The sequence below is a fragment of the Bradyrhizobium sp. USDA 372 genome (genome assembly GCF_053629095.1).
In genome coordinates this window covers 1,975,081-1,999,047 of record NZ_JBRJHR010000001.1, presented here as the reverse complement: position 1 = coordinate 1,999,047, position 23,967 = coordinate 1,975,081, and the positions used below count along the sequence as shown (strand labels likewise).

The 23,967-nt window shown below is 63.7% G+C and carries 24 protein-coding genes; 20 read left to right on the top strand and 4 right to left on the bottom strand.

Features of this window, described 5'->3' with window-relative positions; all coding sequences use genetic code 11:
• Positions 1-15: 15 nt before the first annotated feature.
• A complete protein-coding gene (locus tag AB7M16_RS09760; RefSeq protein WP_453943768.1) occupies positions 16-1,359 on the bottom strand; it encodes an aminotransferase class III-fold pyridoxal phosphate-dependent enzyme in 1,344 nt (447 codons plus the stop codon).
• 17 nt (positions 1,360-1,376) lie between these two features.
• Entirely contained in the window at positions 1,377-2,324 is a 948-nt protein-coding gene (locus AB7M16_RS09755; protein WP_260380196.1) for a GntR family transcriptional regulator, read from the bottom strand.
• Positions 2,325-2,391: 67 nt separating this feature from the next.
• On the opposite strand from AB7M16_RS09755, the gene AB7M16_RS09750 reads away from it, so the two are divergent.
• The 5 genes from AB7M16_RS09750 to AB7M16_RS09730 are packed head-to-tail and all read left to right on the top strand — an operon-like array spanning position 2,392 to position 8,484.
• Positions 2,392-3,552 (top strand): C45 family autoproteolytic acyltransferase/hydolase, encoded by a 1,161-nt coding sequence (locus AB7M16_RS09750; RefSeq protein ID WP_453943767.1) that lies wholly within the window; start codon positions 2,392-2,394, stop codon positions 3,550-3,552.
• On the top strand, positions 3,552-5,117 hold the full coding sequence (locus AB7M16_RS09745; protein ID WP_453943766.1) for an ABC transporter substrate-binding protein: 1,566 nt from the start codon (positions 3,552-3,554) through the stop codon (positions 5,115-5,117). Before AB7M16_RS09750 ends, AB7M16_RS09745 begins: the two co-directional genes overlap by 1 nt.
• A 9-nt stretch (positions 5,118-5,126) precedes the next feature.
• Positions 5,127-6,071, top strand: a complete 945-nt coding sequence (locus tag AB7M16_RS09740; RefSeq protein WP_453943765.1) for an ABC transporter permease — start codon at positions 5,127-5,129, stop codon at positions 6,069-6,071.
• Positions 6,068-6,880 (top strand): ABC transporter permease, encoded by an 813-nt coding sequence (locus AB7M16_RS09735; protein WP_453943764.1) that lies wholly within the window; start codon positions 6,068-6,070, stop codon positions 6,878-6,880. The genes AB7M16_RS09740 and AB7M16_RS09735 overlap by 4 nt, the downstream gene beginning before the upstream one ends.
• Positions 6,877-8,484 (top strand): ABC transporter ATP-binding protein, encoded by a 1,608-nt coding sequence (locus tag AB7M16_RS09730; RefSeq protein ID WP_453943763.1) that lies wholly within the window; start codon positions 6,877-6,879, stop codon positions 8,482-8,484. Before AB7M16_RS09735 ends, AB7M16_RS09730 begins: the two co-directional genes overlap by 4 nt.
• A 178-nt stretch (positions 8,485-8,662) precedes the next feature.
• Here AB7M16_RS09730 and AB7M16_RS09725 read toward each other — a convergent pair whose 3' ends face one another.
• A complete protein-coding gene (locus tag AB7M16_RS09725) occupies positions 8,663-9,646 on the bottom strand; it encodes a LysR family transcriptional regulator (RefSeq protein ID WP_453943762.1) in 984 nt (327 codons plus the stop codon).
• Positions 9,647-9,748: 102 nt separating this feature from the next.
• Between AB7M16_RS09725 and AB7M16_RS09720 the strand changes: the two genes are divergently transcribed.
• From AB7M16_RS09720 to aroQ, 11 genes are read left to right on the top strand one after another with little or no spacing between them, the layout of a single operon-like run.
• Positions 9,749-10,693 (top strand): ketopantoate reductase family protein, encoded by a 945-nt coding sequence (locus AB7M16_RS09720; protein WP_453943761.1) that lies wholly within the window; start codon positions 9,749-9,751, stop codon positions 10,691-10,693.
• A gap of 4 nt (positions 10,694-10,697) precedes the next feature.
• Entirely contained in the window at positions 10,698-11,084 is a 387-nt protein-coding gene (locus AB7M16_RS09715; protein WP_453947148.1) for a VOC family protein, read from the top strand.
• 12 nt (positions 11,085-11,096) lie between these two features.
• Positions 11,097-11,567: a MaoC family dehydratase gene (locus AB7M16_RS09710; RefSeq protein ID WP_453943760.1), complete on the top strand. Its 471-nt coding sequence runs from the start codon at positions 11,097-11,099 to the stop codon at positions 11,565-11,567.
• Positions 11,564-12,790 (top strand): CaiB/BaiF CoA transferase family protein, encoded by a 1,227-nt coding sequence (locus tag AB7M16_RS09705; RefSeq protein ID WP_453943759.1) that lies wholly within the window; start codon positions 11,564-11,566, stop codon positions 12,788-12,790. The genes AB7M16_RS09710 and AB7M16_RS09705 overlap by 4 nt, the downstream gene beginning before the upstream one ends.
• 3 nt (positions 12,791-12,793) lie before the next feature.
• Complete coding sequence (aroE, locus tag AB7M16_RS09700) at positions 12,794-13,621, top strand: shikimate dehydrogenase (RefSeq protein WP_453943758.1); 828 nt, start codon at positions 12,794-12,796, stop codon at positions 13,619-13,621.
• Between the two features lie 15 nt (positions 13,622-13,636).
• Complete coding sequence (locus AB7M16_RS09695; RefSeq protein WP_453943757.1) at positions 13,637-14,491, top strand: shikimate dehydrogenase; 855 nt, start codon at positions 13,637-13,639, stop codon at positions 14,489-14,491.
• A gap of 51 nt (positions 14,492-14,542) precedes the next feature.
• On the top strand, positions 14,543-15,211 hold the full coding sequence (locus tag AB7M16_RS09690) for an amino acid ABC transporter permease (RefSeq protein WP_172785620.1): 669 nt from the start codon (positions 14,543-14,545) through the stop codon (positions 15,209-15,211).
• An 11-nt stretch (positions 15,212-15,222) separates the two neighbouring features.
• Positions 15,223-15,879 carry an amino acid ABC transporter permease gene (locus AB7M16_RS09685; protein WP_271506113.1) on the top strand — a complete coding sequence of 219 codons (657 nt, stop codon included), beginning with the start codon at positions 15,223-15,225 and terminating at the stop codon, positions 15,877-15,879.
• A 51-nt stretch (positions 15,880-15,930) separates the two neighbouring features.
• Positions 15,931-16,758 (top strand): transporter substrate-binding domain-containing protein, encoded by an 828-nt coding sequence (locus tag AB7M16_RS09680; RefSeq protein ID WP_453943756.1) that lies wholly within the window; start codon positions 15,931-15,933, stop codon positions 16,756-16,758.
• A 57-nt stretch (positions 16,759-16,815) separates the two neighbouring features.
• Positions 16,816-17,562, top strand: a complete 747-nt coding sequence (locus AB7M16_RS09675; protein ID WP_246570748.1) for an amino acid ABC transporter ATP-binding protein — start codon at positions 16,816-16,818, stop codon at positions 17,560-17,562.
• 13 nt (positions 17,563-17,575) lie between these two features.
• Positions 17,576-18,025 carry a type II 3-dehydroquinate dehydratase gene (gene aroQ / locus AB7M16_RS09670; protein ID WP_439366430.1) on the top strand — a complete coding sequence of 150 codons (450 nt, stop codon included), beginning with the start codon at positions 17,576-17,578 and terminating at the stop codon, positions 18,023-18,025.
• Between the two features lie 101 nt (positions 18,026-18,126).
• On the opposite strand, the gene AB7M16_RS09665 is transcribed toward aroQ, so the two are convergent.
• Positions 18,127-19,011 carry a LysR family transcriptional regulator gene (locus AB7M16_RS09665; RefSeq protein WP_246570750.1) on the bottom strand — a complete coding sequence of 295 codons (885 nt, stop codon included), beginning with the start codon at positions 19,009-19,011 and terminating at the stop codon, positions 18,127-18,129.
• A gap of 202 nt (positions 19,012-19,213) precedes the next feature.
• On the opposite strand from AB7M16_RS09665, the gene AB7M16_RS09660 reads away from it, so the two are divergent.
• The 4 genes from AB7M16_RS09660 (at position 19,214) to AB7M16_RS09645 (ending at position 23,889) form a co-directional block, all read left to right on the top strand.
• Positions 19,214-20,818 carry an MFS transporter gene (locus AB7M16_RS09660; protein ID WP_453943755.1) on the top strand — a complete coding sequence of 535 codons (1,605 nt, stop codon included), beginning with the start codon at positions 19,214-19,216 and terminating at the stop codon, positions 20,816-20,818.
• Positions 20,819-20,861: 43 nt separating this feature from the next.
• On the top strand, positions 20,862-21,734 hold the full coding sequence (locus tag AB7M16_RS09655; protein ID WP_453943754.1) for an MBL fold metallo-hydrolase: 873 nt from the start codon (positions 20,862-20,864) through the stop codon (positions 21,732-21,734).
• 17 nt (positions 21,735-21,751) lie between these two features.
• Complete coding sequence (locus tag AB7M16_RS09650; protein WP_453943753.1) at positions 21,752-22,723, top strand: alpha/beta hydrolase; 972 nt, start codon at positions 21,752-21,754, stop codon at positions 22,721-22,723.
• A 308-nt stretch (positions 22,724-23,031) separates the two neighbouring features.
• On the top strand, positions 23,032-23,889 hold the full coding sequence (locus tag AB7M16_RS09645; protein WP_172785611.1) for an SDR family oxidoreductase: 858 nt from the start codon (positions 23,032-23,034) through the stop codon (positions 23,887-23,889).
• The last annotated feature ends 78 nt before the right edge of the window (positions 23,890-23,967 follow it).

Genomic DNA, 23,967 nt, shown 5'->3' with positions numbered 1-23,967 from the left:
GCAGGACGGCGGCCGTCAGCTGATGCTGGTCAATGCGTGGCCAATGGCAGCAAAGATATCGGCGATCTGTTCCTCGGCGATGATCAGAGGCGGCGAGATCAGCAGCGTATCACCGCTGCCGCGGATCAGGAAGCCATCCTCATAGCAGCGATTGGCGCATTCGCTGCCGCGCGCGCCCGGCGCACCCTCGCGCGGCTTCAGGTCGATCGCGGCTAGGAGCCCGATGTTGCGGATGTCGACGACATGGGGGAGCTCGCGCAAGCCGTGCGCATGGTTCTCCCACACCGGCGCGAGGCGGCGCGCCCGCTCGAACAGGCCGAGATCCTGATACACGTCGAGCGCGGCAAGACCGGCCGCGCAGGCCAGCGGATGGGCCGAATAGGTGTAGCCGTGGAACAGCTCGATCGCGTTGTCCGGCCCCTGCATCAGCGCGTCATAGACCTTGCCGCTGACGACGACGCCCCCCATCGGCACGGCGGCATTGGTCATGCCCTTGGCGCAGGTGATGAGGTCGGGCGTCACGCCGAAGGCGTTGGCGCCAAACGCTGCGCCCAAGCGGCCGAAGCCCGTGATCACCTCGTCGAAGATCAGGAGAATGCCGTGCTGATCGCAGATCTGGCGCAGCCGCTCGAGATAGCCGACCGGTGGCGGCAGCACGCCGCCGGAGCCGGTCACGGGCTCGACGATGACGGCGGCGACGGTCGAGGGATCGTGCACCTGCAGCAGCTTTGACAGCTCGTCAGCGAGATGCGCGCCCCATTGCGGCTGCCCGCGCGAGAACGCCGCGTGCTCGGGACTATGCGTGTGCGGGAGGTGATCGACCTCGGGCAGCAGTGGGCCGAAATCCCTGCGGTGGCGGACGATGCCGCTGACCGACAGGCCGCCCCAACCCATGCCGTGATAGGCTTTTGCGCGCGAGATGAAGCGGATGCGGCTGGCTTCACCGCGGGCGCGGTGATAGCCGCGTGCGATCTTCAGCGCGGTGTCGACCGATTCCGAGCCGGAATTGGTGAAGAAGACGTGGTCGAGCCCGGCGGGCGCGATCTCGGCGATGCGGCGGGCGAGCTCGAAGGCGGCCGGATGGCTCATCTGGAACGAGGAGACGAAGTCGAGCTTGGCCGCCTGCGCCTGGATCGCTTCGACGATGCGCCTTTGCGCATGTCCTGCGTTCACGCACCACAGCCCCGCCATGCCGTCGAGAATGCGCCTGTTGTCGTCGGTGATGTAGTGCATGCCCTCGGCGCCGACGAAGATGCGCGGCTTCGACTTGAACTGGCGGTTCGGCGTCATCGGCAGCCAGAACGGCTCCATGGCCTCGCGGGTGAGGGGGCTGTTGGAGGAGAAGGCATTCATGTTCATGGCAACTCTTGCAAAGGTCAGGAGGCTTTGGATGGCGTGTTGGAATTGGCCGGGCTGCGCTTGAGCTTTGCTGCGCCTTCGAGATGCCGGCGCAGGAGCGCAGCTGCGGCCTCGTTCTGGCCGGCTTCGAGCTGGTCGAGGATGGCGAGATGCTCGCGGCAGTTCACGATCACGCGCTCGTGGCCGAAGGTCCAGTCGTAGTTGCCGAAGCGCCGTAGCCGGTTCTGCTGTTGAACCGCGACCAGCAGATAGCGGTTGCCCGATGCGGCGGCGAGGCCTTCGTGGAAGGCCGCGTTCATCTCGTAGAGCGCGATGCTGGCGGTGTCGCTCCATGGCATCGCCAGCATCTCCTGATGACGGCGGCGCATCTCGGCGGCCCAGGCCGGATCGAGCTTGAAGCCCGGCTCGAGCAGGCCGGCCGGCTCGATCAGGAGGCGATAGCGATAGCTCTCGTCGCGCGCCTGCGTATCGGCGAGCGTCGGCTGGAAGCGCCAGCCATGGCCCGGCTTGCGCTGGACTGCGGCCACCTCCGCAAGCTTGCTGAGTACGCGCTGCACGATCGGCCGTGTCGCGTCATAGCGCTGCATGAGGTCGCGCTCGGAAACGTCCTCCGGCAGCCGGCCGGCGCGGCGATCGCGCGCGATGGCGAGGAACAGCCGGTCGGTATCGTCGGGGCTGGGCTTTGGCGGGGTCTTGTGCGCGGCGGGGGCGGCCTCAGCGACGAAATAGCCGCGGCTGGCGCCTGCATGCACGAGCTTGCGCCGCGCGAGCAGCTTCAGCGCGGCGCGCACAGGCGTGCGCGAGACCTGCAGGCGCTCGGCAAGCGCGACTTCGGCTAGGCGCGTGCCGGGCGCGAGCCCTTCGCTCCGGATCAGGTCCATGATCCCGGCCGATAGTTCGCGCTGGAGCCGGCTCGGCGCCGCTTTTTCCACGGCGGATTTCGCGGTCAAAGATTTTTGTTTCATGTCATCACAAAATACATTAGCCTTCAGGAGAAAGCAAAAGGAACTTCAAGAAGGAATTTGGCGTCCCATGGTCGAACCCTTTCCGCTGATCGAAATCTCAGGTCCTCCGCGCGAGCGTGGCCGTCAGTACGGGCAGAAGGCGGCGGCCCGCATCAAGAAGGGGACGACGCATTACTTCGCGCAGCTGAAGGAGCTCTCGCTCGACTCCAAGGGAATTGCCGAGCTGGTGCGCGAATATCTGCCGGTCATCCAGGATTTTGATCCGAGCTATATCGAGGAGATGCGCGGCATCGCCGAGGGCGCCGACGTTCCGTTCGAGGACGTCGTCCTGCTCAACGCCCGTACCGAAATCATCAAGCTTGCAAACCCTGCGATCCGCGCGCGCCTGAAGACGCCGGAAGATCCCGATGGCTGCACCGGTGTCGTCGTGATGCCGCAGGCGGCCGCCAGCGGCCGCCTGATCCACGCCCAGAACTGGGACTGGAAGCGCGAATGCGCGGAGACGGCGGTGGTGCTGAAGGTGCGGCGCGACGACGGGCCTGACCTCATGACCTTCACTGAAGCCGGCGCGCTTGGCCGCTGCGGCTTCAATTCCGTCGGCATCGCGATCACCGCGAACTATCTGGAAAGCGACCGCGACTATCGCCAGGCCGGCGTGCCCTTGGCGCTGATCCGCCGCAAGGTGCTGGAGAACGAGCATCTCGCGCTGGCGATGCGTGCGGTCTATTGCACGAAGAAGTCGGCGGCCAACAACATGATCGTCAGCCATCGCGAGGGCGTGGCGATCGATTTCGAGTGCGCGCCCGACGAGACCTTCCAGGTGCATCCGCAGAATGGCCTTTTGGTCCACGCCAACAACTTCCTCAGCCCAGTCGCGCTCAGCAAGCTGAAGGACACCGGCATCTTCAATACGCCTGACAGCCTGTACCGCGACATTCGCGTCCGCGATCTGCTCCAGCCGCACATCGGCAGCATCACCTTCGACACCGTCAAGAACGCCCTGTTCGACGAGTTCGCCTATCCCTGGTCGGTCTGCCGCCCGCCGCGCCGCAATCTCAGTAACAATCTCAGCGCCACCGTGGCGATGATCCTGATGGAGCCGGCGAGCGGATTGATGCAGGCGGCGCCGCTGCCGGCGCTCAACCGCGAGTTCACCGAGTACCGGCTCGAGATCGACGAGATCGGGCGGGCCGCGTTCGAGCGGTCTGCCGCCGCGGGGGCTGCGTGATGCGGCGGCGTCAGCCATCGCCGGCTTGGGCGGTCGGTCTGGCCGCGCTGGTCTTGCTGGCCATGCCGGAAAGGGCCGGCGCCGAAACATTGCTGCGGACGCGGCTCAACGCCGACATCCGCTCCACCGATCCCGGCACCAATCGCGATGCCAACACCGACGGCGTGATCGCGCATGTGGTGGAGGGCCTTGTCGCTTTCCGTGACGACACGGCGATCGGCCCGATGCTGGCCGACAGCTGGACCGTTTCGAACGAAGGCAGGACCTACACGTTCCGCCTGCGCCAGGGCGTCAAGTTCCACAACGGCGCCTCCGTGACGGCGGACGACGTGGTCTGGTCGCTGAAGCGCTGGCTCGACCCGGCGACGCAATGGCGCTGCCTCTCCGAGTTCAGCGCGACAGGCATTGCGCGCATCGAGAAGATCGAGGCGCCGGATCCGCTCACCGTCGCCATCACGCTGGATCAGCCGACGGCACTGTTCCTCCCGACGCTGGCGCGGCCCGATTGCGGTCAGACCGCCATCGTCCACCGCGATTCCGTCGGACCCGATGGCAAATGGATCGCCCCTGTCGGCACCGGCCCGTTCAAGCTCGGCGAATGGAAGCGCGGACAATATGTCGATGTCGTTAAGTTCGACGGATATGTCTCGCGCAGCGAGCCGCGCACCGGCTACACTGGCGCCAAGGACGTCAAGGTCGACCGCGTGCGCTTCAACGTGATCCCGGACAGCTCTGCGGCGAAGGCTGGGCTGCTCAGCGGCTCGCTCGACGTCATCATGAGCCTGTCGATTCCCGATCTGGAGGAGCTTAAATCGCGCTCCGACGTGCAGCTCAGCATCACGCCCGCGCTCGGCCTCACCGGCATCCTGTTCCAGACCAAGGACCCGCTGCTGAAGGACGTGCGGATCCGCCGCGCCATCGCGCTTTCCATCGATACCGCCCAGATCGTCGACGCCGTGATGATGGGCACCGCGCGGGCGAACAATTCCGCTTTGCCGCTCGGCAGCCCCTTCTACAGCGAGGCGCAGTCGCACGGCTACACGCAGAATATCGCGGAAGCCAAGAAGCTGCTGGCGGAAGCGAGCTACCGCGGCCAGCCGATCAAGATGATCACCAACAAGCGCTACAGCTTCGTGTTCGATTCCTCTGTGCTGGTGCAGGCGATGGCGCAGACCGTCGGGATCAATATCGAGCTCGAGGTGATGGACTGGGCGGCGCAGCTCGACCGCTACAATCGCGGCGACTACCAGTCGATGGCTTTCGTCTATTCGGCGCGGCTAGATCCGTCCTTGAGCTTCGAGATGCTGACCGGGCCGAAGGCCGCGCAGCCACGCAAGGTCTGGGACAATCCGGAGGGCCAGGAGATGCTGCGCCAGTCGATGATGATCGACGACGCGGCGAAGCGGCAGGCGCTGTTCGACGAGATGCACAAGCGCTTCATCGCCGATGTGCCGATGATCGTGCTGTTCAACGGCGCCGAGCTGACGGCGCTCCGCAAGGGCATCAAGGACTATGCCGACTGGCTCTATCCGCAGCCGCGCTTCTGGGGCGTCACGGTCGAGTAGGGCGTCGGGATGTTGAGTTACCTCGCAAGACGGCTGGCCATGACGATCCCGACGCTGCTGCTGGTCGCCGTCGCGGTCTTCGCGCTGGTCCGGCTCATTCCCGGCGATCCCGTTCAGGTGATGCTGGGCGATGCCGCCGATCCCGCGCAGGCGGCGCAGCTCCGCGCCGAGCTGGGGCTCGACCAGCCGATCCCGGTTCAGTTCATGCACTGGATCGCCAGGCTCGCAGCCGGGGATTTCGGCCACTCCATCACCAACAACCTGGCGGTGCTGCCGCTGATCCTCGATCGCTTCCAGGTCAGTGCCGTCATCGTGCTGGTGGCGGTCGGGCTTGCTGCCTGCATCGCCGTCCCGGCCGGCCTCGTCGCCGCCTGGAAGCAGAACAGCCTGCTCGATCTCTCCGTGGTCGGCGGCGCCACGCTGCTGCTGTCGATCCCGAGCTTCTGGCTCGGCCTGCTGCTGCTGCTGCTGTTCGGCCTCAAGCTGAAATGGCTGCCGGTGATCGGCTATGTGCCGTTCGCGGAGAATTTCTGGCAGGCGGCGACCTTCATCGTGCTGCCGATTGCGACGCTGACCATGGTGGAGATCGGCGTGCTCACGCGCATGGCGCGCGCCGCCTCGATCGAGGTGCTCAGGCTCGAATATGTCACCCACGCACGCGCAAAGGGCGTGCCGGAATGGCGCGTCCTTGCCCGCCACGTGCTGCCCAATGCGTTTGCGCCGACCTGGACCCTGATCGGCCTCGTGCTCGGACATTTGCTGGGCGGCATCGCCGTGATCGAGACAGTGTTCACGCTGCCCGGTCTCGGCCGGCTCCTGGTCGATTCCATCTTCGCCCGCGACTATCCCGTGGTGCAGGGCTGCCTCCTGTTCACGGCGGTGATCTATGTCGTGGTCAATCTGGTGGTCGATCTCTGCTATCCGCTGTTCGATCCGAGGGTGACGGTGGCATGAGGATGCGCGCCAACACCGCGATCGGCGGTACCTTGATCGCGCTCCTGCTCGGTGCGGCGCTCACGGCTGCATTCTGGACGCCGTTCGACCCGCTCCGCATCAATCTGCGCGCGCGCCTGCAGGCGCCGTCGTCACTGCATTGGTTCGGGACGGACGAGTTCGGCCGCGACGTGCTCAGCCGCATCATGGTCGGGGCCGGCGCGAGTGTCGTGATTGCCCTGATCACGGTGCTGCTTGCGGTGACCGCCGGCATGGCGATCGGCTGTGCGGCCGGTTACATCCGCGGCTGGATCGATCGCATCATCATGGCGGTCAACGACGCGCTTCTGGCGTTCCCCGGCATATTGCTGGCACTGGCGGTGATGATCGTGGTCGGCGCCAACAAGGCCGGGCTGATCCTGGCGCTTGGGCTCGCCTACATCCCCTCGGTGGTCCGCGTCGTGCGCGGCACCGTGCTGTCGATCCGCGAGAAGGAATATGTCGAGGCCTCGCGCGTCATCGGCAATTCTGAAGCCTATTCGATGTTCCGCCACGTGATGCCGAACGCGATCGCGCCGGTTGCGGTGCTCGCGACCAGCATGTTCGGCTGGGTGCTGCTCGCCGAGAGCGCGCTGAGCTTCCTCGGTCTCGGCGTGCCGCCGCCGGCGCCGACCTGGGGCAACATGCTTGCAGCGAGCCGTCCGTTCATGGAGACCGCGGCCTGGCTCTCGATCGCGCCGGGCCTCTGCATTGCGCTGACGCTGCTCGGCATCAACCTGCTTGGCGATTCTCTGCGTGATCGCCTCGACCCCAGGATGGCGCACGGATGACGCTGCTGTCGGTCGAGAATCTGCGCATTGAGGCCTCCGCCAGCAAGGGGGCGATCATCGAGGATTTGTCCTTTGCCGTCGAGCGTGGCGAGTTCCTCGCCGTCGTCGGCGAATCCGGCAGCGGCAAGACGGCGGCGGCGCGCGCCGTGCTCGGCTTGTTGCCGCCAGGGCTGTGCACGGCCGGCGGCCGCGTCGTGCTCGACGGCATCGACCTTGCGAATGTCTCTGCGCGCCAGATGCGGACGCTGCGCGGCCCTGTTGTCGGCATGGTGTTCCAGGAGCCGATGGTCTCGCTCAATCCCGCCATCAGCGTCGGCGCGCAGATGGCCGAAGGCCTCGGCCTGCACGAGCGGCTCAGCCGGCGAGAGATCAAGCGCCGCTGCCTCGACATGCTGGCGCGCGTGCAGATTCGCGATCCCGAACGGACCTTCGACGCCTATCCGCACGAATTCTCCGGCGGCATGCGCCAGCGCATCATGCTGGCATCGGTGATGCTGCTGAAACCGAAGCTGCTGATTGCGGACGAGCCGACCACGGCGCTCGATACATTGACGCAGCGCGAGGTGCTCGACCTCATGGTCGGGCTCGCCCGCGACCACGGCACCTCGGTGATGCTGATCACCCACAATCTCGGCCTCGTGTCGCGCTACGCGCAGCGCGCGCTGGTGCTGCGCCAGGGCAAGATGGTCGAAACAGGCACGACTCAGCAGATCCTGTTCTCGCCGCGCGAAGCTTATACCAAGCGTCTGGTCGAGGCCCTGCCGCGCCGCGGCGCCGCGACCAAGGCGCGGCAGGGCGGCGAGCCTCTCGTCAGCGTGCGCGGGCTCAAGGTCGGCTTTGCCGGGCGGCAGCGGTTGTTCCGCCGCGATAACGGCGTCTCCGCCGTCAATGGCGTCGATCTCGATATCGCCATGGGCGAGACCGTCGCCGTCGTCGGCGGCAGCGGTTCGGGCAAGACCACGCTCGGCCGCGCCATGCTGCGGCTGATCCCGACCTCCGGCGGCGAGATCAGGTTCCGGGGCAGGGACGTGACCGCGACCGTCGATCGCGATTTCCGCCTGGCTTCGCAGCTCGTGTTCCAGGATCCTTATTCCTCGCTCGATCCACGCATGCGCGTCGGCGAGATCGTCGCCGAACCGTTGCGCCACGTGCCGAAATTGACGTCGGCTGAACGCGACAGGCGCGTCGAGACGATGCTGGAGGAGGTCGGGCTTGCCGGTTTGGCTGCGCGCTGGCCGCACGAACTGTCCGGCGGTCAGCGGCAGCGCATTGCGATTGCGCGCGCCATCGTGCGCGAGCCGGCCTTCGTCGTGGCCGACGAGCCGGTATCGGCGCTCGACATGACCATCCAGGCGCAGGTGCTCAAGCTGTTCGACCGGCTGCAGGCGCAATACGGTTTTGCCTGCCTGTTCATCAGCCATGATCTCGCCGCGGTCGAGCAGGTCGCCGACCGCGTCGTGGTGATGCAGGGCGGCAAGATCGTCGAGCAGGGCTCGCGCGACGACGTGTTCGATCGCCCCCGGCATGACTACACCAAGGCGCTGCTCGCGGCCGCGCCCGTCCTGGATTTCGCCGGGGCGACGGCGGAGCGCGCCTCGGGCTGAACGGGATCTTGCTGGACAGGCTCTTGTCGTGGCTACGAGATCTACCCGGTATCTCGTTTCTGACCTGCGAGGAGATGGCGGGTCAGTACGATTTGAAATCGTAGAGCAGAGGCTTGCAGCATCGTTCTCACGAGATCCGGGCAATCCGGGGAAATGGGGCCGGTCACGAAAGCGCGGCTTACGGCTGCACCTCGCGCGGCCTTCGTTTCCGTGGCCGACCGGAACGATGCAGGCCCCGCACGTCCTGCTGTTGAAACAGCTCTCCGCATAAATCACGCAACCACTGGCTCGCCGGGTCGTGATGGAAGCGGGCGTGCCAATATTGCTTGACCGTAAAGCCGGCGATCGCCAGCGGGCAATCGAGCACGCGCAGTCCGTAATAGTGAGCCAACGTTTCGCCGATGTGCCTTGGCAGGGTGGCGATCAGGTCGGTCGTTGCGACGATTGCGGGTAACCCCAGAAAGCCGGGGAGCTCCAGCGCAACATCGAGGATCATCTGCTGCTGCTGCTTTAGCGCGTCCGCGAGCAATTGATGTCCGGTGCCGGAGCGAATGAGGACGTGCGCCTCACGCCTGAAATCCTTCATCGTGATGCGGTCGCGGATCCGGGCATGTCCTGCGTTCGCCAGGCAGACCCAATCCTGCGGAAACAGTGCTTGTTGGAAGTGTCCGGCGTCGAGATCCGAGATGTAACCGAGCGCCAGATCGGCCTCGCCGGACTGCAGCATTCGTGGCGTATCGCTGCCGATCTGCGCTGCCTCGATGCGGATACCGGGCGCAGCACGGCGAACGTGGGCGAGTATGGCGGGAAGCAGCGTGATGTGGCTCGCATCCGTCATGCAGATGACGAAGCGGCGCTTTGCAGTCGCCGGATCAAACTCGGTGCGAAGCTCCGCCAGACGCCGCAGCATCTCCAGCGCCTGTCTGGCCGTGCCGATGAGAGCCTCGGCGCGCGGCGTCGGCAGCATTCCCTCCGCAGACCGGATGAAGAGCGGATCGTCCAATTCTTTCCGCAGGCGCGCGAGCCAGATCGAAATGGTCGGCTGACTTTGGCCGAGCTTCTCGGCTGCTTTGGTGACGCTGCCGGTGGTGAACAGGGCGTCAAACAGCCTGAGCAGGCGCGGCTCCAAAAGGTTCGCCTCGGAGAGGTCCAGGTGCTTCATTGCGTTTCGCAATAATGGTTATAAGGATCATAGCATATCCAAATATCAAGCGGCTTGCTAGCACGCTTCCAACGCCAAAATGGGCGAGGGAGAAGCGTTCGGATGAGGATCTGCTTTATCGGAGCGGGAGCCTTGGGCTCGACCATCGGTGGCGCGCTGGCGCGCGGTGGTGCCGAAGTTTGGCTGATCGATCCGTTTCAGGCCCATATCGACGCGATCAACGCCAGCGGTCTGCGGATGCTCGAAGGTGACGCCGAGACCGTCGTGAAGGTCTCCGCCTGTACCTCGGCGACCCAGGTCGGCATCGTGGCGGACCTCGTCGTCGTCCTCGTCAAATCCTACCACACGCGGGATGCGATCCGATCGGCCGCGCCGATCATCGGGCCGCAGACGGTTGTGATGTCGCTCCAGAACGGTCTTGGCCACGAGGACATCCTTTCGGAGGAAGTCGGTCGTAACCGCGTGATGGCAGGCAAGACCTATGTTGGCGGCGTGCTGCTCGGCCCCGGTCATGTTCGCTCCGGGGTCGTCGGCAAGGAAACCATCATCGGCGAGCTTGATGGACGCTTGACGGAACGCGCACAGCGGATTTCCGAGACCTTCAATCGTGCCGGCATTCTCACGCTGCTCAGCGACAACATCATGGGCACGATGTGGGACAAGTTGTTCATCAACGTCGCCGGAGGAGGAATCACCGCCGTGACCGGTCTCACCTATGGCGGCCTCTATTCGCTGCCGATCCTGGAAGATTGCGCGCTGGCCGCAATCTCGGAGGGCATCGCGGTCGCGCAGGCTGCCGGCGTGAAGATCTCGATTGCCGATCCGCGCCGTGCCTGGACGATGGCGTCCGCTGGACTGCCGCCCGAATTCAAGACGTCGATGCTGCAGAGCTTGCAGTCCGGCAATCTGACCGAGGTCGATTACATCCACGGCTCGGTCGTGCGCTGGGGCGCCAAGCTCAACGTGCCGACCCCCGTCAATTCCACCCTCGTCGCATTGGTCAAGGGGCTTGAATACGCCCGCAGCGATTATCCAGGAAAGGCCTGAGGCGATGTCGCTACCGCGGGCCTATGTCGAACATATCGCGATCCGCGTGCCGGACGTTGATCGTCACGTCGACTTCTTTCGTGAGGTGCTTGGTCTCACTATCCGAGACGAGCAACCCGCCGATGGTGCCCGGCCGCGTCAGGTCTGGGTGCTCGGAAGCGTGCAGCTCATCGACGACCCGAATTTCGTCGGACCGGAGGGGCGTCTCGCCCATCTCGGCATCATGGTCGACGATTACGAAGGCGTACTCGCCCGTGCTGCCGCGTGGGGCGCCAAGGCGTTGCCTGCCGGACCAAACTGGCTCGAACTGCCGGGCGGCCTGAACATCGAGATCTTGCAAGCCAGCGCAGGCGCCGTGGAAGCGGCCCTTGCGATCAATCCACGAGCCTAAGGAAGACACGATATGACCGTCGAGCGCTATTGGGACGATGCCAAGGTCGGTGACGAATGCGTCACACCCTCGGTGACGGTCACCGAGGCGATGGTGAATGCCTATGCCGAGCTGACGGGTGATTTCACGCCGGTCCACGTCGACGAGGAATACGCCAAAACCACACCATTCGGTACGCGCGTCGCGCACGGGCTATTTGGTCTGTCGCTGGCCGACGGTTTGAAGACCCGTGCCGACTACCGCTTCCTTCCGGGAATGTCGCTGGGCTGGACATGGGATTTCAAGCTGCCGATCAAGCTCGGCGACACTGTCCACGTCAAGTTTCGCGTCGGTTCAATGCGAACCACCAAGCGCGAAGGGTGGGGCATCGTGGTGCTTCCCTCGGAGTTGATCAATCAGCGCGGGGAGGTGGTGCAGCTCGGTGAGCATCGGCTGATGATTCCGATGCGCTCTAAGGCCAAGGCCGCAGGAGAGCAGGCATGACCGCGCAAGATCTACCCCTCAAAGGCATCCGCGTCATCGACTACAGCCATTTCCTGGCAGGGCCCTTCATGGGCCGCTGCCTCGCCGCGATGGGCGCGGAAGTCATCAAGGTGGAGCGTCCGAAGGCAGGCGATGCGGGCCGCGCCCACGGCTATTTCAAGGACGGACAATCCGGCTACTTCCTGCAGCAGAACATGGGCAAGCAGGGATTGTGCATCGATCTGCGCGATAAGCGCGGTCTCGACATGATGATGATGCTCATCGACACGGCAGATGTATTCATCGAGAATTACCGCCCCGGCGCACTCGAGCGCCTCGGGCTCGGTTACAAGGCGCTGTCGGCGCGGAATCCCGGACTGATCTATTGCTCGGTTTCCGCCTATGGCCACACCGGTCCCTATGCCGACCGTCCGGGCTTCGGCCTGATCGCGGAGGCAATGTCGGGCGCCCTGGCACAACTGGGCTCCCCCGGTGAAGCGCCGCCGCTGCTGCGGATGCCGCTGGCCGACATGTATACCGGCATTCACGGTGTGGCTGCCATCAATGCCGCGCTGGTTGGCCGCGTGTCGTCCGGACGCAGCCAGCATATCGATCTCGCACTGTACGACTGCATGGTCTCGATGCACGACTATGCGGTGCAGCGCTATTTCCTCTCCGGCGGTGCCGACCTGCCGAAGCAGACCGGCAGCGGACAGCCGGACTCGACCGTCTACGGCGTCTTTCCGGCCAGGGACGGCAATCTCGTCATCGCGGCGCAAGTCGACGATGCGTGGCGGCGCTTGGCGATGCTGATCGGAGGAAGCAGCTTGTCATCCGACCAACGCTTCACCACGCCTGCCGCGCGGAACGCCCATTATGCCGAAGCGATGGACATCGTGCGCAATTGGACGCTGTCACAGCCGTCCCGGGATGCCTGCCTCGCGGCCCTCGACGAAGCAGGTGTGCCGTCGGCTCCCGTGCAGACCATCGAAGAGGTGGTGAAGGATCCGCAGATCCACGCGCGCGGCATGCTGGTCGAGCAGGAGCATCCTGTCCTCGGCAAGGTGACGTTGCCGAACCTGCCATTCCGGTTCTCCGATTGCGACACCACGGTGCGCAGGCCGGCACCACTGCTCGGCCAGGACAATCGCCGCATTGCAGAGTCGCTGGGTCTGTCGGCCGAGCTCGTCGAGGCGATGGTGCGTGACGGTGTCCTCTACAACGAAGCCGCAGTGCAGGAGTGAGCCATGAGCGATCGTTATGCGGTGATCGGCAATCCGATCGGCTTCAGCAAATCACCCCTCATCCATGGCACGTTCGCCAAGATGACGGAACAGGACCTCGTCTATGAGGCGATCGAGGCACCGCTCGACGGCTTCACCGAACGGGTTGATCAATTCCGGACAGAGGGCGCCAAGGGGCTGAACATCACCGCTCCGTTCAAGCTCGATGCGTTCGAATACGCCAACGAGCTCTCGGAAAGCGCCGAGCGAGCTGGCGCCGCAAACTGCCTGAAGTTCGTCGGTGATCGGATTATTGCCGAGAATTTCGACGGGATCGGCCTCGTGCGTGACATCACGGCCAATCTCGGTCTCAAACTCGCCGGCCGCCGCGTCCTGATGCTCGGCGCCGGAGGAGCGGCGCGCGGCGCGTTGCTGCCGTTCCTGCGCCAGGAGCCGTCCGAGCTGGTTCTGGTCAACCGAACGCTGTCGAAAGCGGTGGCATTGGCCGAAGAGTTTGCCGGCTGTGGTCCCCTGATCGTCAGCGGCTATGCCGAACTGGCCGACCTTGCCGAAGGCTATGACGTCGTGGTCAACGCGACATCGGCCAGCCTGCGCGGTGAAATGCCGCCGCTTCCAGGCAATGTCTTCCGTGGTGCGGAGCTGGCGTACGAACTCGCCTATGGCAAAGGACTGACGCCCTTTCTGCAAGCGGCCCGCGCCGAAGGTGTCGCCAGGCTGGCTGACGGCGTCGGCATGCTGGTGGAACAGGCGGCCGAAGCTTTCGCCTGGTGGCGCGGCGTCAGGCCGAGCACGGCTCAGGTCATCGCCGAACTGACCGTCCCCCTGAGCTGACCGGCGATGCCGAGCATGCATCCGAAATCCAGCTTCCTCGTCGGCCTGATCGGCAGCGGCATCGCGGCGTCCCGCACCCCGCCGATGCACGAAGCGGCCGCTGATGCCGCGGGCATCCGCTATCTCTACAAGAAGATCGACCTGACGGAGCTGAAACTCGGTGCAGAAGCGCTGCCGGAATTGCTCACGGCGGCAAAGCGGATGGGCTTTGACGGGCTGAACGTGACCCATCCCTGCAAGCAGGCGATTCTCCCGCTCCTGGACGAGCTTGCGCCGGACGCCGAGGCTCTTGGTGCCGTGAACACCGTGGTCATCAGGGACGGTCGAATGAGCGGCCACAACACCGATTGGTTCGGCTTCGCGGAGAACTTTCGCCGCAACATGCAAGGTGCGCCGCTCGGCCGCGTCGTCCAATTCGGCGCGGGCGGTGCGGGCGCAGCGGTCGTGTTCGCGCTGATGAAGCTCGGCGTGCGGGAATTGACCATTGTCGACGTCGACGTGGCCAAGGCGCAGAGCCTGGTCGACAGCTTGTCCCCGCGATTTGCAGAAGGGCGCTTGAAGGTCGGCCAGAATATCGCGGCCGCCGTTGCTGCCGCAGACGGAATTGTCAACGCGACGCCGATCGGCATGGACAAATATCCGGGCACGCCGCTGCCGACTTCCCTGCTGCGTCCCGATCTATGGGTCGCTGAGATCGTCTATTTCCCGCTGGAAACCGCATTGCTGCGCGCGGCGCGCGCCCTCGGCTGCCGCACCGTCGACGGCGGTGGCATGGCGATCTTCCAGGGCACCGAAGCATTCCGCCTATTCACGGGCATCTCACCTGATCCGGACGTCTTCTTCGCGACCTTTGCATCCCTGGGAGGGTGACACCCGGCCGATGGGCGAGCGGCACGTACAACGCCCGAGAGGAAACGCAAGATGGGCTATACGCTCGATTTCTCGGTGGTTTGGCATGCCATGCCCGCGCTGCTGTGGGGGTGCGTGGGTACGCTGGGCCTGGCGCTTGCCGGCATGACACTCGCAATGTTGATCGGTGTCGCCGGCGTCGCGGCACGCGATTCGAAGGCGGCCTGGTTGCGTGCTCTCGTGATCGGCTTCGTCGAGATCGTGCGCAATACGCCGTTTCTGGTGCAGATCTTCTTTCTGTTCTTTGCCCTGCCGCTCGTCGGATTGAAGCTCAATCCGACAGTCACCGCCATCATCGCGCTCGGCGTAAATGGCGGCGCGTACGCCATCGAGATCATCCGCGGCGGGGTGCAATCCATCCATAAGGGACAGGTCGAGGCCGGCTACGCGCTGGGACTGCACAAAGGGCAGGTGTTCCGGTTCATCGTGCTCAAGCCCGCGCTTCGCGCGATCTACCCCTCGCTGACGGGCCAGTTCATCATGCTGACGCTGACCTCGTCGATCTGTTCGGCGGTATCGGCCTACGAATTGACGTCGGTTGCGCAGCGCATCGAAAGCGACACGTTCCGCAGCTTCGAGGTCTACTTCTCCGTCACCTTCCTCTACCTCGCGATCTCCTGGCTGTTGATGCTGGGCTTTGCGATCATCTCTCACCGCTTCTTCTCATATCCGACACGCTGAGGGAGGCGATCATGACACCGCATTTTGGTCTTCCCGAGTTCGGCTTCCTGCTGCGTGGTCTGCAATGGACCGTGCTGCTGACGCTGGTCGCGTTCGTGGGTGGCTGCACGGCGGGGCTCGCTATCGCTTTGCTGCGCACCTGCGGCCACAGGGGCGTGGAGTGGATTACCCGCATCTATATCGGGATATTCCAGGGCACGCCGCTGCTGCTGCAGCTCTTCGTCGTGTATTACGGATTGGCGCTGACCGGCTTGAAGCTCGACGCGTTCGTCGCGGTGGCGATCGGTTTTACCGTAAATGCCTCCGCCTTCCTCGGCGAGATCTGGCGCGGAGCGATCCAGGCCGTGCCGCGTGGCCAGACCGAGGCAGCGATGGCGCTCGGTCTGCACTATTCGTCGCGCATGCGCGACATCGTGCTGCCGCAGGCGATCCGCATCTCGCTGCCGGCGACCATCGGCTATCTCGTGCAGCTCATCAAGGGCACCTCGCTCGCTGCCATCGTCGGCTTCATCGAACTCGCTCGCGCCGGCCAAATCGTATCGAACCAGACCTTCCAGCCGTTGCTCGTCTTCGGCGTGGTCGGCGCAATGTATTTCATCCTCTGCTGGCCACTCTCGTGGTGGGGCAGCCGGATGGAAGCCAGGCTCGCCCTGGCCAGTCAAAGGTAGGAATGGCGCACCTGCTCAATCAATACAGCCATTACAAGGAGGAGGAATTTCATGTTGTTTTCACTCAATCGTCGCCGGCTCGGCGTTGCGCTTTTGACTCTGGGGGCCATCGCTGTCGCAGGCGAATCGCAGGCGGGCACTCTGGAAGACGTGAAGAAGAAGGGCGTCGTCGTCATCGGCATTCAGGGCGACAATCCACCGTGGGGCTATGTGGATAGCTCGGGAAAGCAGGATGGCATCGATGCCGACATGGGGCGTGCCTTCGCTGAATATCTCGGCGTGAAAGCCGAGTTCGTCCCGCTGGCGGTGGCCAATCGTATTCCGGCGCTGACCACGGGCCGCGTCGACATTCTCTTCGCAACCATGGCCATGCTGCCCGAGCGCGCGAAGGCGGTGCAGTATTCCAAGCCCTACGTCGCCAACGAGATCACGCTGGTCGCCGCCCAGGCAACGCCGATCAACAGCAATGCCGACATGAAGAAGTTCGTCATCGGCGTTCCCAGGTCGTCCACGCAGGATACTCAGGTGACCAACAACGCGCCGTCCGGGACCGAGATCCGCAGGTTCGACGATGATGCCGCCACCATCCAGGCACTGCTCTCCGGCCAGGTCCAGGCAGTCGGCGCGAACCTGTTTTATCCGCAGCGCCTCAACGCCGCAAAGCCGGAACTCGGCTTCGAGCCCAAGCTTCACTTCACCGCGCTTTACAACGGCGCTTGCACCCGCCTGGGCGACAAGGAATGGAACGAGACGGCCAACAAGTTCATCGACCAGATCAAGTCGAACGGCAAGTTGGCCGCTTTCTACGCCAAATGGATGAAGGTCCCGGTCCCGGTCTTTCCGGACTCTGTCCCCGGCGTTCCCTTCACCGTCCAATAGGCACTGCGAGCGGCCGAGGCGATCCGCGTCGGCCGCCGCTCAACGGCGGAGACCAGCATGCAGGACCAGATCCTGATTGAAATGAAGGGCGTCCAGAAGTGGTACGGCGGGTACCAAGCTCTCCGCGACGTCGATCTCACCGTGCGCAGAGGTGAAAAGATCGTGCTCTGCGGTCCGTCCGGCTCGGGCAAGTCGACGCTGATCCGCTGTATCAACCGCCTGGAGCCGATCCAGCAGGGCAGCATCGTGGTGAACGGCCATCGGCTGGACGACAGCATCAAGGCCATCGATGTCGTACGTCAGGACGTCGGCATGGTCTTTCAGAGCTTCAACCTTTTTCCGCATATGACGGTGTTGCAGAACTGTATGCTCGCGCCCATCCGCGCGCGCCGGATCAGCAAGACCGAGGCGGAGGCGACCGCGCGAAAATACCTCGAGCGCGTGCGCATCGGTGACCAAGCCGAGAAATATCCGGCTCAGCTTTCCGGCGGTCAGCAACAGCGCGTCGCGATCGCGCGGGCGCTCTGCATGCAGCCGAAGGTGATGCTGTTTGACGAGCCGACCTCGGCGCTCGACCCTGAGATGGTCAAGGAGGTGCTCGATACGATGATAGGCCTGGCCAATGATGGCATGACCATGATCTGCGTCACCCACGAGATGGGCTTCGCCCGCCAGGTTGCCGATCGCGTCATCTTCATGGCTGAAGGCCAGATCATCGAGGAAGGCGCGCCCGACGCCTTCTTCCGCAATCCTCAGCATGCCCGCACCAAGCAGTTCCTCGGCGAGATCCTTGCCCATCATTGAACGGAGTTATCTCATGAGTCGTCTTGTCTACGTCCTGAACGGGCCAAATCTGAACCTGCTCGGCAAGCGCCAGCCCCAGATCTACGGCCACGAGACGCTTGCGGACGTGGAGCGCGATTGCCGAACGCTGGCCGGGGAGCTTGGCCTGGAGCTTCGCTTCCATCAATCCAACAGGGAGTACGAGCTGATCGACTGGATCCACGAGGCGCGCGAGACGGCTGCCGGTATCGTGATGAATCCGGCGGCGTTCACCCATACGTCGGTCGCCATCCTGGATGCCTTGAATACGTTCGAGGGGACAGTGATCGAGGTGCACATTTCCAACGTGCACAAGCGCGAGGAATTCCGCCACCACTCGTTCGTCTCTAAACGAGCCGATGGGGTCATCGCAGGGTTCGGCACTCAGGGTTATCTGCTTGGTTTGCGTCGTGTGGCCAAGCTGCTTGATGAGAAGAAGGGGTAGCATCGGATGGCGGCGCGCGTCCGCCTGACGGTGATGGGAGCGGGTGAAGAGACAGCGGTGATCCTCCTGGACTTCGCCTCCGGCGCGTTCAGCTCTCGTCGTCAGGTGGCGCAGTCCTTGAGTTGCTGCCGAAGCCATTGATGGCCGCGATCGTTGTCGAATCTGGCGTGCCAAGTGGCGTGCAGCGTAAAGGGCCTCGTATCGAAGGGCAGGGGCAGAGATTGCAAGACGTCCTGGTAGCGGCTGAGAAAGCGCTGCGGAAGTGTGCAGACGAGGTCGGTCGACTGCAGCAATAGCGGCACGACGCTGTAGTGCTGAACCGACACAGCGACGCGGCGCGTCAACCCGTCCTTCGCCAGGACATCGTCGATGAAGCCGCGAAAGCCGCCGCCTTCTCCCGAAACGATGACATGCTCCAGGCGCGAGTACTCCTTCATCGTAGGCCGTCGCGATCCGCGCGGATGATCCTTGCGCTGGGCCATCATGAATCGTTCTTCGAGCAGCGGCTGGGACGGCATTCCGTTTGGTGCTGCATTTTTGGAAACCAGTGCGACATCCAGATCTCCCGCCTCGAGCTGGCCGGCCAATTTCGTCAAATCGATCGACCGGAAAGCGAACCGGATGCCCGACAAGCCGTCCCGCCGCGAGAATGAGACCAGCCGCGATCCGACAATGGCGGTTGCGTTGTCGTTCGCGCCGATCGTGAAAGTGCGATCCGATGTCTTCGGGTCGAAACCAGACGGTGTGCCGATAACGTCTTGCACATTCTGAAGCGCGAGTCGCAGGGGCTCTCTGAGCTCGTTTGCCCGCGGGGTGAGAACCATGCCTTTCCCCGATGCGGCAGGCGTCAGCAGCTGATCCTCGAATAGATCGCGCAGCCTCGCCAGCTGGGCGGAAAGTGCCGGTTGACTGATGCCGAGCCGCGCTGCCGCACGGGTGATGTTCCGCTCATCGAGCATCACCGTGAGCGACACGAGCAGCGGCATATCATGCCCCCTGATATTCATCAGGATTATACCCCCTATCTCATCTATCGATTTCAAATATCACACGGCAGCGGTCATCAACGCAAGCCGGGTCATATGTGCCGCGAAAGCGGACAAGACAGCTGCGGGGGTAATGATGAGGAATCTACCAAACGCCGGTCCTGGTGCGGCAGAGCCCACCATCGAGTTGCAGCGAAGGGTCATGATCGCGGCGACCGTCGGTACGGTCATCGAGTGGTACGATTTCTTCATGTATATCTCGGTGGCCTCGGCCATCTCGGTCAACTTCTTCTCGGGCGACAACCCGGTTTGGGCCAACGTCTTCGCGCTTCTCACCTTCGGCACCGGGTATCTCGTTCGGCCGTTTGGAGCGCTGGTGTTCGGTCGCATCGGCGATATGATCGGACGCAAGCAAACCTTTCTCACCACGATCCTGATGATGGGATTTGCAACCGTTGCGGTCGGCCTGGTGCCGAGCTATGCGTCGATCGGCCTGTGGGCGCCCTCGATCTTGATCTTGCTGCGAATGATCCAGGGATTGGCGCTCGGCGGTGAGTATGGCGGTGCCGCGACCTACATCGCAGAGCATGCCCCGCAGGGTCGCCGTGGCTGGCTGACGTCCTGGCTGCAAACCTCAGCACCGATCGGCTTCGTTCTCTCGATGCTCTCCGTGTATCTCATGCGCGCCAGCATGACGACCGAGGCCTTCAATGACTGGGGCTGGCGCATCCTGTTCATCAGCTCGGTGTTGCCGCTCGCGATCTCTGTCTGGATTCGGTTGAAGCTGCAGGAATCGCCGCTCTTCCTCAAGATGAAGAATGAGGGGACGCTCTCCAAGTCTCCGATCTCCGACACGCTCCGGGCGTGGCCGAATCTGAAGCGCGTGCTGATCGCGATGTTTGCGATGGTGGTCCCCCAGAGCGTGCTGCTGGTCGGTGCTCAGATCTATTCTCTGGTGTTTCTCACCGGCACGGCCAAGGTCGATCCGCAGATCGCGAGTCTCCTGGTCGGTGCGGCCCTGATGCTGACGCTGCCGGTGATGATTTTCTTCGGCTGGCTGAGTGATCGCTACGGCACCAAGATATTCATCCTGGCTGCCTGCGTCATTGGCACCTTCACCTACCTTCCCCTCTACAAGGCGCTCACCTTCTATGCCAACCCCGCGCTGTATACGGCGCAAGCCGTCGTCCCTGTCACCGTGGCAGCCGATGCATCGGAGTGTTCCTTCCAATTCAATCCGGTCGGGACGGCGAAATTCACCACGGGGTGCGACATCGCCAAGAACGCCTTGATACGGTTCGGCGCACCTTATTCCACCAGGTCCGAAGCAAAAGGCGCGGTCGCGACGGTTTTCGTCGGCGCCAGGGCCATTCCGGTTGCCACGGCAGGGCACGCTCCGGACGTCGCGGCGTTCACCGGCAAGCTGAAGCTCGCGCTCGAGGAGGCTGGATATCCGAACCGTGCCGATCCAGGTGCGATGAACTTCGGCATGATCATCCTGGTGCTGGCGGCGCTGAGCACGGTCGCGGGCATGATCTTTGGTCCGCTGGCATCGGCGATGACCGATCTGTTTCCGCCCCAGGTGCGCTACACGTCGGTCTCGTTCAGCTATCACGTGGGCAACGGCTATTTCGGTGGCCTCTTGCCGGCGATTGCCGCGGCCTTCCAGATTGCGAGCGGCGATATATACGCTGGCCTGTACTACGTGATGGTCGTTTCGGCGATCTCGTTCTTTCTCGGCTTGTTCTGGCTTCGATCCGGGCCGGCAGCGGCCAAGGTCCAGTCAATCGCGACGGCGGCGGCGTAGCGGTCGCGTTTCAATCTGCACAATGCAAGAAAGTCTGTTTCAAATGACCGCAGTGCACGCGATCGGCAACGTTGCCATTCGTCAGGTTATCGAAATGCGAGGTCCGGGTTTCACCCCGGACTTCCTCTTCCCGAATTGGGATCCGTCGGTTCTGGAGACGCACCGAGCGCTGATGATACCGGATTGCTTCGACGAGGCGGAGGGCCGCTTCATCGCCAGCATCCACACCTGGGTTCTGAAAACGCGGCACCACACGATCCTGATTGACAGTTGCGCGGGTAACGACAAGGACCGTCCGATGCTGCCGCGCTTTCATCAGCTGAATCTGCCCTTCCTCGACCGGCTGGCGGAAGCGGGCATCTCACCCGAACAGGTCGATTATGTCTGCTGTACCCACCTGCACGCCGATCATTGCGGCTGGAACACGCGACTCCTCAACGGCCGCTGGGTGCCGACGTTCCCGAATGCCAAGTACGTCTTCTCCAAGGCCGAGTACGATCATTGGTCCGGCCCGGCTGGCAAGGAAGGATTCAGCGCCGGCGTATTCGAGGACAGCGTTCTTCCTGTCATCCAGAGCGGACAGGCTGAAATCGTCGATGGCGAGGCCGCGATCGGAGATGGTCTTACGTTCCATCCAACCCCGGGGCACAGCCCTGGTCACGTCGCTGTCCAGCTCTCCGACCAGGGACAGAAGGCGCTCTTCAGCGGCGATATCATGCATCAGCCGCTTCAGATCTATCGTCCGGACTGGAATAGCGCGTTCTGTGAGCACGGCGAGCGTGCCCGCGCATCGCGCCGCTGGCTTCTCGAGCAGGCAGCGGAAGATCGAGCGACCGTATTCACGGCTCATTTCGCCGACACGTCGGCCGGGCGGGTCACGCGCAGCGGCGATAGGTTCGACTGGCGGTTCGTGTAACCTGAGAGGACACCGAGATGCAAAAATCGATCGCCGACAGCATCATCAGCGAAGAGATGATGATCCCGAGCGACACCTCTGGGATCGAACTCTTCGTTCGCAACAAGCGACGGTCCGACCTGGTCCGGTTTTCGGTCGAGAAGACCGTGTTGTTCGTCGCAGGATCGACCTATCCGGCGTCGACTTCGTTCGATCTGCGTCTGGATGGCGTGTCCTGGATGGATCATCTGGCCCAGCAGGGCTATGACGTCTATCTTGTCGATGTCCGTGGCTACGGCAGGTCGACCCGTCCGTCAGAAATGGAAGAACCGGCGTCCGACAATCAGCCGATCGTGCGCACGCCTGTCGCTGTGCGCGACGTTGCGAGTGCTGCTGCGTTCATCCGGTCACGGCGAAGTGTCGACAGAATCAACCTGATCGGGTGGTCGTGGGGCACGACGCTGATGTCACGCTATGCCTCGGAGAACCTGGCGCACGTCAACAAGCTCGTTCTGATCGCGCCGCAATGGCTCCGGACCACCCCGAGCGCGGCTGATTCCGGCGGACCCCTCGGCGCCTATCGCGTTGTCGAGCGATCGGCGGCCAAGAGCCGTTGGCTCAACGGCGTTCCCGATGACAAGAAGAACGCGATATTGCCGCCGGCCTGGTTCAATGCGTGGGCGGAGGCAACTTTTGCCAACACGGGTCTTGGGTCGGACAAGCTGCGGGCGCCGAACGGAACGGTTCAGGACAGCCGCGAATATTGGGCATCCGGCAAGCCGCTTTATGATCCTTCCTTGCTCACGATGCCGGTCCTGATCGTCCATGCCGACCTGGATCGCGACTGCCCGATGGATATGGCGCAAACGGTGTTCAGCAAGCTATCGGCAGCGCCGTATCGCCGCTGGATCGAGATCGGCGACGGCACGCACTCGGTATTCATGGAGAAAAATCGCTGGCAGGTCTTCGCTGCGGTCGACGGTTTCCTTGACGAACGAATGCCAGCGTAGGACGCACGCCGCGATGAACGCGCGAGGTGGTTTCCTCTCGAAGGCGCTTGCAAGCTTGGACTTTGGGGCTAGTCTACTTCGAGGCGGAACCGGCCGACAAATGAGAACTTTGCAAGCATCGGTGAGCGGCATTCACCTGTTGTCGAGGCCGCTCGGAAGCAAGACGGAGTGCGGATCTGAACGACCCGCCTCACGCAAGCTGCGGGCGAGCCCTGGTGCGCCGCGGAGCCGGGGCACGTCTATCCTCATGCACGGCAGGAACACTTTCGGCGGCGCTCCGTTAGCGCAGCAAACGCCGGGAGTTGTCCATGATCGATTATCCAAAGCCGCCTTATCCTGCGCAGCAGCAGCCGATGCCGGGCTCGACGCGAGCGATGCAGCCGCGACCGGATCACGGCGAAGAGAGTTACAAGGGCGCCGGCCGTCTTGCCGGAAAGAAGGCCATCATCACGGGCGGCGACAGCGGCATCGGCCGCGCGGTGGCGATCGCCTATGCGCGTGAAGGCGCGGACATCGTCATCTCCTATTTGAACGAGGACGAGGATGCGGCCGAGGTCAAGGCGCTGGTGGAGCGGGAGGGACGCAAGGCCGTCCTGATCCCGGGCGATATCAGCAATCCCGAGCATTGTCGCGCCATCGTGCGTCGCACCGTCCAAGAGCTCGGCGGCATCGACATCCTCGTCAACAACGCCGCCCATCAGGCGACGTTCAAGGACATCGCAGATATCAGCGACGACGAATGGCGGCGGACGTTCGAGACCAACATCCACGCCATGTTCTATCTGGCCAAGGCTGCCGTCCCCCACATGCGGCCGGGGTCCGCGATCATCAACACGGCCTCGGTGAATTCCGACATGCCGAACCCGAGCCTTTTGGCTTACGCCACGACGAAGGGTGCCATCCAGAATTTCACCGGCGGGCTCGCGCAGATGCTGGCCGAGAAGGGCATCCGGGTCAATGCGGTGGCCCCGGGGCCGATCTGGACGCCGCTGATTCCCTCGACCATGTCGGAGGAAAGGGTCAAGAACTTCGGCAAGCAGGTGCCGATGCAGCGCGCCGGTCAGCCGGCCGAGCTCGCGACGGCCTATGTCATGCTGGCCGATCCGCTTTCGAGCTACACGTCGGGGGCGACGTTGGCCGTCACCGGTGGCAAGCCGTTCATCTGACCGGAGGTATCTGTTCGCAGCGGAGATCAGGATGGCCGCGCCGCGGGCGCCGCCATCGTCTTGCTCAGCCTGCCTCGA